Below are 13,600 nucleotides of genomic sequence, written 5' to 3' on the forward strand. Positions count from 1 at the left end.
AAAATTAGTAACTAAATAGGGAATCAACATGAAAACTTGTGTTAACTGCAATTAATCAACAAGCATAATAGTAGACGCCCTGCGTTCAAATAAGTTCAAAAAAAGATCAAATTAATTTAAATAACTTTAGCCCCGACTAATAAGCAACTAAACACTAAAAGCAGGCATAAAAAAAGCCAGTTCAAAATGAACTGGCTTAATCATTACTAAAAATTAGTAACTAAATAGGGAATCAACATGAAAACTTGTGTTAACTGCAATTAATCAACAAGCATAATAGTAGACGCCCTGCAGTTAAATAAGTTCAAAAAAGATCGCACTAATTTTAAAATAAATTAATTTTTTATAAGTGACAGCATTTGTTGCTCATCGAACTGTGTAAAACTCATTGATTTGTCTGTAAATAATGCATCAACAAGTGCTTGTTTATCTTCTTGCATTTTAAATACTTTTTGTTCAATTGAATGACTCATAATCAACTTATAAACAAAAACAGGGTTTGTTTGCCCAATACGATAGGCACGATCGGTAGCTTGTTTTTCTACTGCGGGGTTCCACCATGGATCGAAATGAATAACCGTATCGGCTTGCGTTAAATTAAGCCCAGTACCGCCTGCTTTTAAGCTAATTAAAAAAACAGACGTTTTGCCACTGGTAAACTCATCTATAACTTTATCGCGATGGCGAGTTTGGCCTGTTAATAAACTAAAGTTAATATCCAACTCACTTAATTGCTTAGCAATTAAATCTAACGCTGATGTAAATTGGCTAAATATAATTACTTTACGCCCCAAACTTAGCATTAAAGGGAGGTGAGTAGATAACCATTCTAATTTTGCAGACCCGGCTTGTGTATCGGGTTCAATGAGCTTTGGATGACAACAAATTTGTCTTAGCTTCAGTAAAGCCTCTAAAAAGGCAAGTTTACTTTTTTGAACGCCTTGCTCAGCAAATAAATCAATGAGCTTTTCTTCAAGGGCACGTGTTATCCCTTGATACATTTCTTTTTGTTTGGGCTCAAACTCAAACTCTTTAGTTATTTCTGTTTTTTGCGGCAGTTCTTGCGCCACTTGTGCTTTTGTTCGGCGCAGTATGAACGGCATTATGAGTGCTTTTAATTGCTCTGCACGCTGCATGTCGGCCTCACGCTCAATAGGCGTTTGAAAATGTTGTTTAAAATGAGCCTGAGAGCCTAAAAGAGAGGGCATAGCAAAGTCGAGTAAAGACTTGAGTTCAAGCAAGTTGTTTTCGATTGGGGTGCCGCTTAAGCACAATTTAAAATCAGCATTAAGACGTTTTACCAATCGAGATACTTGCGCCGTGTCATTTTTAATATATTGCGCTTCGTCTAGCACTATATTTTCAAAAAAAAGCGGTGAGTAATAAGCTATATCACGTTTTAACAAAGGGTAAGTAGTCAATATACACTGTGCTTGCGCTAGATGTTGCAGTGGCTCGTTACGATTAGACCCAAATATAGTAGTTACCTTTAATCCTTTGGTAAATTTAAGTATTTCGTTTTGCCAGTTACTCACTAAACTGGTTGGACACACGATTAGTGTAGGACCTGCCTGCGGACGATTGTACGTACTCGTTAAAAACGCAATGACCTGCAGTGTTTTACCCAACCCCATATCGTCAGCTAAAATGCCACCAAGTTTGTGGCGTTTTAAAAAACTAAGCCAATCAACACCTTGCTGTTGATACTCTCTAAGTTCGACAGACTCATTTAAACCATGCAACGATACGCTCGGCATTGTTTTATGTGTATTGTTAAGCTCCTCAAGATAGAGCTCGAGTGAATCGTCGTGCAGCTCAACATTAATTGCAGTGTGTTTTACAAGTTCTGGCAAGTACGAAAGCGGTATATTGAATTCGTCACGTGTTTTTACAAACTCAAAACGTTGCTTAAAATCAGACAAAACGTTCATGGCTGACTTATTAATAACACCAAATTGGCGGCCAACAGGGTAGTAATGAAATAACTGACTTTGTCGATTTAACGATTGATAAAGTGAATCTTCGTTACTAAACAATTGTGCAAGCTTACTGCTGTTAATAAGCACTTTACAGTGCATTTGATGCCCTGCAGCTCTATTAGCAATCAATGTAACTTCACTTTGCGGATTAGCGATATCCATCTTACCAATAGTTACTTTCCAACCATGCTCTTTAAAACTAGGAAATACCTCGTAAGTTAACCAGTGCAAATGAATTGCTGATTGCTTATTAAAAGTAAACTCGCTTTGTAAACCCCCTTTACAAAACTCAAAACCTAAATTAACAAGCTCATTGGTTACTGTGTTTTCAAGCGCGCTGTTAATTAAATTATTTGGCGCTGTACCTGCGGGGTAGTGTTTATTTTTATACTTAAATGATAAAGACAGACTTAATCCAGCCTCTTCCATAGACACTTTAATTACTGCATTACTCACTGTATGCGGTAAAACAGATTGCGTATTGGTAGGATGGGGAATAACCCCCGCACCAAAGTTATCTGCAAGCTGTTTATAAATACGGTCAAAATTAGGGCTGTGTATTGCAGGCATGGTTTGTAAGTGGGCTATTTCATCGCCACTTAACGGTGTACGTATACGGCCAACTTTTAAATGGTCAAGGTCAAGGTATGTAGGAGGTGTAGTTTTGAGTACCGCCCAATTTTTACTTTGTTCTAAATTAACAACTAATTTTGTAAGCTCTTTTTCTTGTTGCCAATTAAAACTAAGCGCCTGGCCACTTTGAGGCTTTATTGCAGTTCGAGAGCGATGCAAAAATAAGCGCTCGGTTGCAATCAACTGCTGTAACGCGCTAAACCCCCATTGACCTTTTAACTCGAGACTACCAACTGCATTTTGTGAACGAATCCAACTATAAAGTCTAAAGTCGCTTTCAAGTAAATCATTTGGCGTTATAAAGCTATTTAATTGCTGGTCTGTTAGATTGCGCCCTAAGGTATAATTTTGATCTTTATCGAAATTAGCTATTTTAGGAGATATAAATACTTTTTTATTTTCAACACTTAATACAAAAAGTAGTACTTGAGACGGTGTTGTTGATTCGGTACTTTTAAGTGTACTTAATTCACTGAACCAATCATTTATAAAATAGTCTTCGCCATACTCACCGGAGTGCTCAATTTTAAGCTTTAACAAAATGGCTGCTAGGTGTAGGCATTTTGATTTGATATTACAGGTACAGTGGGTATCAACAGAATAACCCGTTGGTAATTTACTGATCTCGATTCGCTGATTATAAGAGGCGCCGGTATCACTTTGAACGGTTGAGTCTATCACCGAAAAGTCACTGTTATGTTCTAACCAGGCGATTTTACCATTTTTATAATACGCTTTACCCTTCGCCAACACATTTGGCTTAAACAGTTTATTTATAAAACGCTCAGAAAGAGGAAACTGGGTAGCCTGCTCATTTTTAATTTCTTCAAAAATAGCCAGTAAATCATTTTTTGATAAGTTAGCAGACATGTCACTCAAAGGATTAATTTTTTAAAATAATTTTCCCAGTATATGCCTTATAAGCGCTGAGCTAAAGCACTATTCACTGTAATGTAAACTGGTTGGAGTTGATAGGTTAGTAAAAATTTGGTTTAAGGTGTTAAACAGCAGCGTAATAAAAAACGAACAGTAACTCACAAATAACAAACAAAATATAAACACCTTACACACAGCGTAGGGGCTTTACAGATCATAATTTTACTAAGAGATAAGATAACTACAGAAGAAGGACCAGGAAATGGGTAGTAGTTAGTAAAAAAATGATCTCATTAAGGCTATTTAAGTAAAACAGCTATAACAACACTAATATAGATCAAATTTTTACTAACTAGACAGACTGCTAGATCATAGTTTAACTAACTGATAGGACCTAGCAGATCGTTATTTTACTAACTAATTAAATGCACTTAATAACTTGGTCAACTGCTCTAAACGTTTGTCGGTCATTACTTTATTATTAATTTTAATCGACACATCGCCACTTTTTAAGTTTCGTTGCAACATTACATACTCGTTTTCCAACACAGCTTCTTTCTTTGAAGGGGCTTGAGGTTCAGCAGTCAATAACTTAGTGATAGCCATAGCACGCTTGTCGTCACTTGTGATGGCGTTTACCTCAGCGTTACTAGCAACATTAGCTACTAACAGGTTAAAGCTCTCAGCATCGCGCTCCTTGGCAATAACAAGCTTTTTAGCGACTTCTCTACCAACGTGATTTGCTGTTGGGTACAAAGCAATAACAGAAGACGGTATTTGCTCATACGCTTTTATTGCATCTGCAATTGCTGTGTGGGATACACCTTCAATGGCTGCAATTTCGCGATACGATCCTTTTTTACCTTGTTCAAGAAGTTCGTTTTTGGTTTGTTGATAAGCTTGACCTAATTCCCACAAGCTGGGTGCTATATATTGGTCAGACGAAACAGCTAAAATTTTAGCATCTTGCTCTGTGAAATCGCTTGAACTTAAAACAAGATAATCTGCATTACCTAAAATACACGCCATTCTGCGGCGAGAACCAGCGAGTACTAAACTTGTATCTCCTTGCTCCCAAAGCAGAGCAGGATGCTGATTTCGTCCGTCTTCACGAATAGCAGGAAGAATATCCGACACCGATTTTTCATTTAAAAGCGACTGAACACGACGGTTTTTGCCATAAACATGAGTCGTTTTTTCAATATCAGCATGTGAGATTACTTTACAAACAAGGGTAATTTGTCGCGAAGAATCACTCGGTGCTGGCATTTTAATTACATCGCCAGCATTAGCTTGTTCTAAAAGCGCATCAAGGCTGCTATTTCCTACAGCTGTTGCAAATGGGTCTAAGCGGGTGTCGTTTTTACGTTTTTTAGCCATTATTATTTAACATCCTTACTTAGGTGTATTTAATTTTGATTGAGTAGATTGCCAGTTAGATCGGATCAGCATTTCAAGTTCGTCAACAACATCTTTAATATTTTCTTGTGCTCGCATAAGAGACTCGCGACTTGCTAAACTGTCTGATGCTTTTTGATCAAAAATGGTATTAAACGATGATGAGCTCGCCGTGATCGCTGAGCTGTGGTTAATTGGGTAACTCATTACTTGGCGACCAAAAGCACTACGTACATCTTTAACAATGTCACGTTGTGAATGGTTACCTTTTACGTAATTAGTAACTAAAAACTGCATAAAGTCCCAACCTTCATGGCCAAGTGCGGCAACAGTATGATAAATCTCACCTAAGCGTTTTAAATATTTATTATTAGCATCAAAATCAACAGCTTCTGGATGAACAGGAATTAACATAGCTGTAGATGCCATTAATGCATTATAAAACATAAAGTTAAGGGTAGGGGCAGTGTCGATTAGTAATATGTCGAACTCGTCTTTTACCGGATCAATTACCTTTTCGAATAATTTATGATAATGACGTGTTTCTTCATAATTTGATGTGTCTTTGAGTAAAGTGGCGGTTTCGTGTTCAAAGTAAAAGTCATCCATACCTGAAGGTAAAACACGAATATTAGGAATATGTGTTGGTAAAAATGAACTTGAAACAAATTTTGGCCAGGTTTCACCGTCGTCTAAGTCGATACAATCGCGCATTAGATCCCCAACAGTAATGGGATCGTGTTCACTCGATGGGAAAAAACTAGATGAAGAACCTTGAGGGTCTAAATCTATAATCCCAATCCGGTATCGCTTAATATTAGTGGTGGCAAGTGCCGCTGCAATATTAACCATACTGGTTGTTTTGCCACAGCCCCCTTTGAGTGAATTAATAACAATAACTTGTAGTTTATCACTATCAGAACGGTGATCTGGCTTTATGTCCATAATATCTGCCATTGCAAATATATTAACCAATGTGTAAGCATAATGGCCGTTAGCGCCCCGTTTGATATTCAAATCGTCAAAGTCGCCATTATCATGACGACGTTTTAGTGTACGATTGTTACATCCTAATAAATCAGCGGCTGCTTTTTGGGTGTATGTTCTTAATTCTTTTTCTTCTGATTTAAGATGAGCGCGATAATGTTGAATACGTCCTTCTAATGACTTTTCAGCAACTTCGGCAGTTGCTTTTAAAAGTCGATAGGTATCAAGCGCATTATTGTTAATTGACATACTTTCCTTCCTCAAAGTTAAGCAATTAGTATAATGTCCATTCAAATACCTGTAAACAACTATTTATGACGACATGTGTTTTAAAAAGAAGACATCATAATATAAATTTACACCTTTAATATTGCTTAGTATAAATAAAGAAGTTTAAAGGTGGTTAAATATATAAGGTAATAAAGGTTAAGAGGTTAAAAGTGTAGTTTAACTATATGATAAATATAAATAAACTATAAAAAGTTAGATCAGCATTGTACGTGGTTAAGATCAGATCTTTAATAACTAACAGATCAGCATTTTATTAACTGCTAAATAAATTTTATAGTTATACACAGCTTACCCTTAAGGTTATAAACAAATAGGGCGATTAAGATCATGCTTTTACTAAGTAAATTAGAATGTTATGCACCGTTCAATGTAGAAAAAGCAGTAATCAATTGGTATAGATCTGATCTGTAGTAAGTACAGATCAGATCTATGCTAACTAACTAAGTCCTTATCCACAGGCTAGTATGAAAAAGAGCAAATTTGTCGTGCTTTGCAGTCTAAATTTAGCATAGCAGTGGACAAATTTATAACTGAGTTAGTAAAAATGAGATTTGAAATGCACGTGTTAGTATAATAATGATCTTAAATTAAAGAAAAATGCTAGTACTTAGTATAAAACTGATCTGAGTAGATTAATTAGAGCCAGATCACTTTTATACTAACTTAAACATTTAACTTTTTTTGTTTTATGTGTTGTTATTAGCTGTCGCAATAATAAATGGAAATAAGAACAATGAGCCGAAAGGTCAACATCTCGGTAGATAACTTGCCTGATACACTAAGAGGCCAAATTCACGGGGTGGAAAGTGCAATTGATAATGAAAGTTTAGCACTATTTACAGATAACAAAGATGTTCGCATTTCTATCGAGAATGCAGCTCATGGTTTACGTGCCTATTCAAATACATTTAATCATTACGATTTATGGGGACGTTTTGTTCGATCGGGTCATAAAAAACTTCCATTAGAAGAAGCGCCTAAAAAAACAATCATTACACGTAAAATATCAGAAAAAGTAGATGGTATTTTATACGATGGCGAGATAAAAATAACCCCCGCCGTTGTTAGTACGCGCAAAGACGGTGAAGATATTGAATACCTAGTATGGCCATCAGATAGAGAAGAAAAAGTAGAACGAGCTCTTATCCGTTTAGCCTCAAAAGGTAAAATAGTAAAAATAAATTTTAAGTCCGGTATTCAATATGCCGTTGTTTTTTCGATGAACGAATTAGCACAAGAACTTAAAGCCGTTGGTCAGTCCATGCCATATCCTGCAATTAAAGAATCACTTGAAGCACTTCAGGGTTCAAAACTTTCATTTAAATACTCTGCAACAGATACTAAAAATTCAGATATAGATGATTCATTCTACGAGTCAAATATGAATTTTTTATCGTCTTTGCATTTTAGTGGGAAAAAAGGTCAGGGCGGTAATGTTAAATGTGTTGCCTGTTTAAATGCTTTCGTTCATAACATGATCGATAACTTAGAATATAAAGGTTATTATTTTAACAGTGCACAAGAACTAAAGCGTGGTTTATCACGTTGGATGATGCTGCGTTTGTATCACTTATGGCGCTACGCGGCACCAGGTAAAACATATCATTTTAGATTACTTTCTATTATGGAAAAATATGGTTCGATATACTCAACCGACAACATAACAGAAAACAAATTAAAAGCATTACGTCGTGATATGACAACTACCATGAAAGACCTTATAGAAAAGGGTGCCATTTCAGAATACAGCATTACCAATGTTAAAGACGATAAGACCGGTAATATTATAGATTACACCTATGAAATGCATCCGTCAGATCAGTTTTGTGATGAAATACTTACATTGAATAAGCATAACAAACGTATTGAAATTCAAGGCGGTAAACGCATAGTTGAAAATGCCGTTTTAATAGATGAAGATAAAATAGAAGAAATAGTCGAAAAATAGTTTTTTATTTATCTTTGTTATACAAATACTAAAAGGCCACTAAATGTGGCCTTTTTAACATAATTAATTTGTTACTTGTTCAAGGTAAAGCCTATCAACCAGAAAATCATAATCTCGTTTTCGAGGATGACTATCTGGCTTTTCGTAATCTGGTAAGGTTCCTATTTTAACATCGGGCTCTGGGTTTATTAATATAAATGGTAATGCAGCACTAACGTGGTAACGATTTTGTGCAGTGTATCTGATATTTACTTGAGGACTAACTCGAGTAGGGCGTCTTATTCTTAGTTTTTCCTTTTCACCTAAGCTAGCAATCCTCATTTGTTCTTGAGCGACTAGAGATTGCCACTTTTGCTGATCGATCATTCTTGGATTTGTATAACCTGCAGATTTACTCAACATTTCAAGAGCCATCTTTTTAGTGAGGGTTTTAGTTGCATGTTTGTGCATCCATGTAAATCTAACAGAAAAAGGTGATTCACTCTCACTGTGTATTTTTCTGTATGCAGCTAAAGTAATTAAATTTGGTACTGCATTATGAACAGCTTCAAAACGAGCGTCGTTGTTATCAATACTTAGAATACATTCCTTAAATGCTGCTTTAGCTTTATTAACCTGATTAATCCTATCATTGAGTGCCTGTTTATTAGCATTTTTTATAACTAACAAACCAGGGTGCCTTCTAAGTACTCGGCTACTTAACCCTGACTTTGTATACATATCATTAAATGAATTAAGAATGGCTCGTTGGGCATTATCTCCCGTTAGTTTTGAAACGGGTATACTTTGCGGGACATTATTTTCTTCACTAGTAAGAACCTCAGGCAATTTATAGTATTCAGCTTTTGAGTATTCACATTGTTTGAGTTCATCAATTAACAATGAGGTAAGCTCACTCATTAAATCAAACTGACTTCTTATTTTTATTTTAGAGACCATCACACACCAAGAACACATCTTACTTTAATCAGAAATGATACTAACCTTTTGCTTTGATCGCTAGATCTTTATAAATTTATTGTTGCCGAGATAAACATTAATTAACATTTTAGTATGATGTGTTCTTTGCTGTTTAGCATATAAGCTCTTATTTATATTAGATATTATTTATATTAGATATTATTTATATTAGATATTATTTATATTAGATATTATTAATGTTATAGGTGGGCCGCTTAAACTTGGTTCTGCTCTTTAGCATATATAAGTGTAAATACAATCCTCATGATTATAATTTTTAAATTTAACTGTAAAGTTTAGAATACAATTGACGCAAATTAAGTATGATGTGTTCCTTCTTATTCTGTATATAATATCTGGTATTAAGCTTAGTGTTCTCGAACTCTTTGAAATTAACATTTATAGGTGTAATTAACTGATAATAAATGGTTTTAATATTAGTTTGATTAAGCTAATTTATGAAATATACACATATGGAAAGTTGTTAATTGGTGTTTATAACTAGCCCATAACAAAATAATTAGTAAATAGTGAATTTAGTACTTGAACAGAGGTACGTGCATACGTTAATTTCAGTACATCAGGTAAAGTAGGAATGAGGAAAGAATATGCAATCGTGGAACCCAAATAGCTGGAGAGAGCTGCCAATACTGCAGCAGCCACAATACCCAGATCAAGACGTGTTAAAATCTGTTGAAGGCCAATTAAAAACTGCACCCCCATTAGTTTTTGCAGAAGAAACTCGTAGTTTATTTAAGCAACTTGAAGATGTGTGTGAAGGCCGTGCATTTTTACTTCAAGGTGGCGACTGTGCAGAATCGTTTAGTGATTTTAATGCAGCAAACATTCGCGACACATTTAAAACAATTTTACAAATGGCTGTAGTTTTAACCTACGGCGGTAAATGCCCAGTTGTAAAAATTGCCCGTATGGCTGGACAGTATGCAAAACCACGTTCTGCTGATTTAGAAACTATTGACGGTGTTTCACTTCCATCATACCGTGGCGACATAATTAACAACATAGACTTCACAGCTGAAGCCCGCATACCCGATCCGCAACGTTTAATGACTGCTTACCACCATAGTGCAGCTACATTAAACTTACTACGTGCATTTGCACAAGGTGGCCTTGCAGATTTACACCAGGTCAATCGCTGGAACATGGGGTTTGTAGCCGCCAATCCTCAAAAGCAAAAGTACCAACAGCTTGCTGATAAAATTCAAGACGCATTAGAGTTTATGGAAGTATGTGGTATTAATTCTACTATAGCACCAAGCCTTAAAGAGACAGATCTCTACACATCTCACGAAGCATTGTTATTGGGCTATGAAGAAGCACTAACACGACGCGATCACTTATCAGGCGACTGGTATGACTGTTCAGCGCATTTTGTTTGGATCGGTGAACGTACACGTCAATTAGACCACGCACACATTGAGTTTTTTAAAGGAATTAAAAACCCAATTGGTGTAAAAGTAGGTCCTGGTATGGACCCAGATGAATTAATCCGCCTAATTGATGCATTAAATCCTGACAATATTCCAGGACGATTAACCTTAATTACACGCATGGGGGCAGATGTACTGCCAGAGAAACTACCAGCACTCGTACGTAAAGTACAACAAGAAGGGCGTAAGGTAATTTGGAGTTCAGACCCAATGCATGGCAATACTGAAAAAGCGACCTCTGGATACAAAACGCGTAATTTCGACAATATAATGCGCGAAATCAGCCAGTTTTTCTCTGTTCACAAAGCAGAAGGTTCGTATGCAGGTGGCGTTCATCTAGAAATGACAGGTCAGCACGTTACAGAGTGTACCGGCGGAGCGTATGGTCTATCAGACGACGATTTAGCACAACGTTACAAAACACAGTGTGACCCACGTCTTAATGCAGACCAAGTATTAGAGCTAGGGTTTTTAGTTGCTGATTTATTAAAAGACGCACGTAAATAAAGACTCTCACATATAAAAAAAGCCGCTTAACAGCGGCTTTTTTGTGGCGTAAATATTTAAATAAGTTAGTACTTACGACGCTCTAAATCCGTATCCATCAATATTTTTGCAGAAATTTCTTCAACCGAATGATGGGTTGAATTGAAGTAGGCAATTTTATGACGCTTGTAAAGCATTTCAACCTCACGTACTTCAATACGACACTGCCTTATAGATGCATATTTAGAGTTGGCCATGCGTCGATGCCTAATTGCAGCAAGTCTCTCTGGGTCAATAGTTAAACCAAACAATTTATGTTTATAAGGTACTAAACATTTAGGCAAGCCTTCGCTTTCTAAATCTTCTTCGGTAATAGGGTAGTTTGCTGCTTTAATGCCATATTGCAACGCTAAATATAAGCTCGTTGGGGTTTTACCACTTCGGCTCACACCTATTAAAATAATATCAGCCTCGGAAAAGTTTTTGATATTGCCGCCGTCGTCATTCATTAAAGCATAATTCACCGCGTCTATTCTAAAGTCATAACTTTTTTCATGTATAGAGTGTGTACGATGCATTTTTGGTACAGGTGCCACCTGTAATTCTTTTTCAATTTTTTCGCTATACGTGGTCAAAAAATCATATGGGATAGCATCCGCTGACTTTATGATTTCGCTTAAACTGTGATTAACAAATGTAAAAAACACAAAGGGCTTTTCACCCGTTTTTGCAGCTGTTGCATTTATTAACGCTTTAATTTCGTGTGCTTTTTCTTCTGTTTCTACGAAAGGAATAGTTTTGTGATTAAAATCGATTGGAAACAAAGATAACGTTGCATGCCCAAACACTTCTGATGTAATTGCTGTTCCATCAGATATATAAAATGCAGTTCTCATAATTAACCTTTTTGTTACTTTTAATCCCTAAAATGGGTTACTCACGGTTTACGCGAGGACTGTTGCCAGTGTAGAATGAAGGTGGCCTTTATAAAAGGTTTTCTTTCTTAACTCTCACAGTTTCAACTACAATTTGTTTTTTGGAGAAAGACCCGTGCAAGAATACGTTCTCTGGTATCAAGAGCTTGGTATGCAAGATGTTCCTCGAGTTGGCGGCAAAAATGCCTCTCTTGGTGAAATGATCTCTAACCTAGCTAACGCTGGTGTACAAGTACCGGGTGGTTTCGCAACAACCGCCGATGCTTTTAATGAGTTTTTAGACCAATCAGGACTCAATGCCAAAATTCATGACATCTTAGATACACTCGATGTTGATGATGTAAATACACTCGCCAAAGTAGGTGCCGATATCCGCCAATGGATAATCGATACACCATTCCAACCAAATTTAGACCAAGCCATTCGCGATGCATACAGCCAACTTCATGGTGATACATCAGCTGATGTGTCATTTGCTGTACGTTCATCAGCAACCGCTGAGGATATGCCAGACGCATCTTTTGCAGGCCAACAAGAAACATTTTTAAATGTTGTTGGTATCGATTCGGTTATGGTTGCTATAAAGCATGTATTTGCATCTTTGTTTAACGACCGCGCAATTTCTTATCGTGTTCACCAAGGTTACGATCATCGTGGTGTTGCATTATCAGCAGGCATACAGCGTATGGTACGCTCTGATAAATCAGCATCTGGCGTTATGTTCAGTATCGACACTGAATCTGGCTTTGAAGATGTTGTATTTGTAACCTCAAGCTACGGTTTAGGTGAAATGGTTGTACAGGGTGCTGTTAACCCAGACGAATTTTATGTACATAAACCAACATTACTTAAAGATAAGCCATCAGTAGTGCGTCGTAATATTGGCTCTAAAGCCATTCAAATGATTTATTCAAACGACAAAGCCCATGGTAAACAAGTAGAAATAGTTGACGTAAACCCTGAACTTTCTAACAAATTTTCGATTACAGATGAAGAAGTACAAGACCTTGCCAAGCAAGCTGTAATCATTGAAAAACATTACGGTCGTCCTATGGACATCGAATGGGCAAAAGACGGCAACGACGGCAAACTATATATAGTACAAGCTCGTCCAGAAACTGTGCGTTCAAACGAAGATACAAATGTAATGGAGCGTTTTCAGTTAAACGGTTCAAGTAACGTTGTTGTAGAAGGTCGTGCAATTGGTCATAAAATTGGTAGCGGTGTTGTACGTGTTCTTGACTCGATTGATGAAATGGATCAAGTGCAAGTTGGTGACATTTTAGTCACCGACATGACCGACCCAGACTGGGAACCTATCATGAAGCGTGCAGCAGCGATTGTTACAAATCGTGGTGGCCGCACATGTCACGCAGCAATCATTGCTCGTGAACTGGGTATCCCTGCAGTTGTAGGATGTGGCAATGCAACCGACTTAATCAAAGCTGGTCAAGAAGTCACTGTATCATGTGCCGAAGGCGATACTGGTTTCATTTACGAAGGTATTTTAGATTTTGAAGTGCTTACTTCACGTGTTGACGAAATGCCAAACCTACCAATGAAAGTGATGATGAACGTGGGTAACCCGGACCGCGCATTCGACTTTGCACGTTTGCCACACTCAGGTGTTGGCCTTGCACGTGTTGAATTCATCAT

General features: G+C 36.8%; 8 protein-coding genes. 3 read left to right on the forward strand and 5 right to left on the reverse strand.

Features of this window, described 5'->3' with window-relative positions:
- Nucleotides 1–335: 335 nt before the first annotated feature.
- From BCG07_RS17005 to BCG07_RS17015, 3 genes are all read right to left on the reverse strand, one after another.
- Nucleotides 336–3,482, reverse strand: coding sequence for a DEAD/DEAH box helicase (locus tag BCG07_RS17005; protein ID WP_286891228.1), 3,147 nt, complete (start codon nucleotides 3,480–3,482; stop codon nucleotides 336–338).
- Between the two features lie 423 nt (nucleotides 3,483–3,905).
- Nucleotides 3,906–4,868 carry a transcriptional regulator gene (locus BCG07_RS17010; protein ID WP_203987634.1) on the reverse strand — a complete coding sequence of 321 codons (963 nt, stop codon included), beginning with the start codon at nucleotides 4,866–4,868 and terminating at the stop codon, nucleotides 3,906–3,908.
- Nucleotides 4,869–4,883: 15 nt separating this feature from the next.
- Nucleotides 4,884–6,122 (reverse strand): AAA family ATPase, encoded by a 1,239-nt coding sequence (locus tag BCG07_RS17015; protein ID WP_286891231.1) that lies wholly within the window; start codon nucleotides 6,120–6,122, stop codon nucleotides 4,884–4,886.
- Between the two features lie 775 nt (nucleotides 6,123–6,897).
- Between BCG07_RS17015 and BCG07_RS17020 the strand changes: the two genes are divergently transcribed.
- Nucleotides 6,898–8,112: a hypothetical protein gene (locus BCG07_RS17020; RefSeq protein WP_006793243.1), complete on the forward strand. Its 1,215-nt coding sequence runs from the start codon at nucleotides 6,898–6,900 to the stop codon at nucleotides 8,110–8,112.
- 63 nt (nucleotides 8,113–8,175) lie between these two features.
- On the opposite strand, the gene BCG07_RS17025 is transcribed toward BCG07_RS17020, so the two are convergent.
- A complete protein-coding gene (locus BCG07_RS17025; protein ID WP_286891232.1) occupies nucleotides 8,176–9,051 on the reverse strand; it encodes a DNA replication terminus site-binding protein in 876 nt (291 codons plus the stop codon).
- 629 nt (nucleotides 9,052–9,680) lie between these two features.
- Here BCG07_RS17025 and BCG07_RS17030 point away from each other — a divergent pair.
- Entirely contained in the window at nucleotides 9,681–11,030 is a 1,350-nt protein-coding gene (locus BCG07_RS17030) for a class II 3-deoxy-7-phosphoheptulonate synthase (protein ID WP_006793241.1), read from the forward strand.
- Nucleotides 11,031–11,095: 65 nt separating this feature from the next.
- Here BCG07_RS17030 and ppsR read toward each other — a convergent pair whose 3' ends face one another.
- Complete coding sequence (ppsR, locus tag BCG07_RS17035) at nucleotides 11,096–11,905, reverse strand: posphoenolpyruvate synthetase regulatory kinase/phosphorylase PpsR (protein WP_006793240.1); 810 nt, start codon at nucleotides 11,903–11,905, stop codon at nucleotides 11,096–11,098.
- A 154-nt stretch (nucleotides 11,906–12,059) separates the two neighbouring features.
- On the opposite strand from ppsR, the gene ppsA reads away from it, so the two are divergent.
- Nucleotides 12,060–13,600, forward strand: a 1,541-nt coding sequence (gene ppsA, locus BCG07_RS17040; protein WP_286891235.1) for a phosphoenolpyruvate synthase, incomplete at its 3' end; no start/stop codon positions are given.

Source organism: Pseudoalteromonas sp. ESRF-bin5, assembly GCF_002632075.1.
Taxonomy (GTDB): Bacteria; Pseudomonadota; Gammaproteobacteria; order Enterobacterales; family Alteromonadaceae; genus Pseudoalteromonas; species Pseudoalteromonas marina.

Excerpts from the sequence above, each read along its gene's own strand:
- ppsR (WP_006793240.1), bottom strand. The coding sequence starts at position 11,905 with ATGAGAACTGCATTTTATATATCTGATGGAACAGCAATTACATCAGAA.
- BCG07_RS17005 (WP_286891228.1), bottom strand. The coding sequence starts at position 3,482 with ATGTCTGCTAACTTATCAAAAAATGATTTACTGGCTATTTTTGAAGAA.
- BCG07_RS17015 (WP_286891231.1), bottom strand. The coding sequence starts at position 6,122 with ATGTCAATTAACAATAATGCGCTTGATACCTATCGACTTTTAAAAGCA.
- BCG07_RS17025 (WP_286891232.1), bottom strand. The coding sequence starts at position 9,051 with ATGGTCTCTAAAATAAAAATAAGAAGTCAGTTTGATTTAATGAGTGAG.
- BCG07_RS17010 (WP_203987634.1), bottom strand. The coding sequence starts at position 4,868 with ATGGCTAAAAAACGTAAAAACGACACCCGCTTAGACCCATTTGCAACA.
- BCG07_RS17020 (WP_006793243.1), top strand. The coding sequence starts at position 6,898 with ATGAGCCGAAAGGTCAACATCTCGGTAGATAACTTGCCTGATACACTA.
- BCG07_RS17030 (WP_006793241.1), top strand. The coding sequence starts at position 9,681 with ATGCAATCGTGGAACCCAAATAGCTGGAGAGAGCTGCCAATACTGCAG.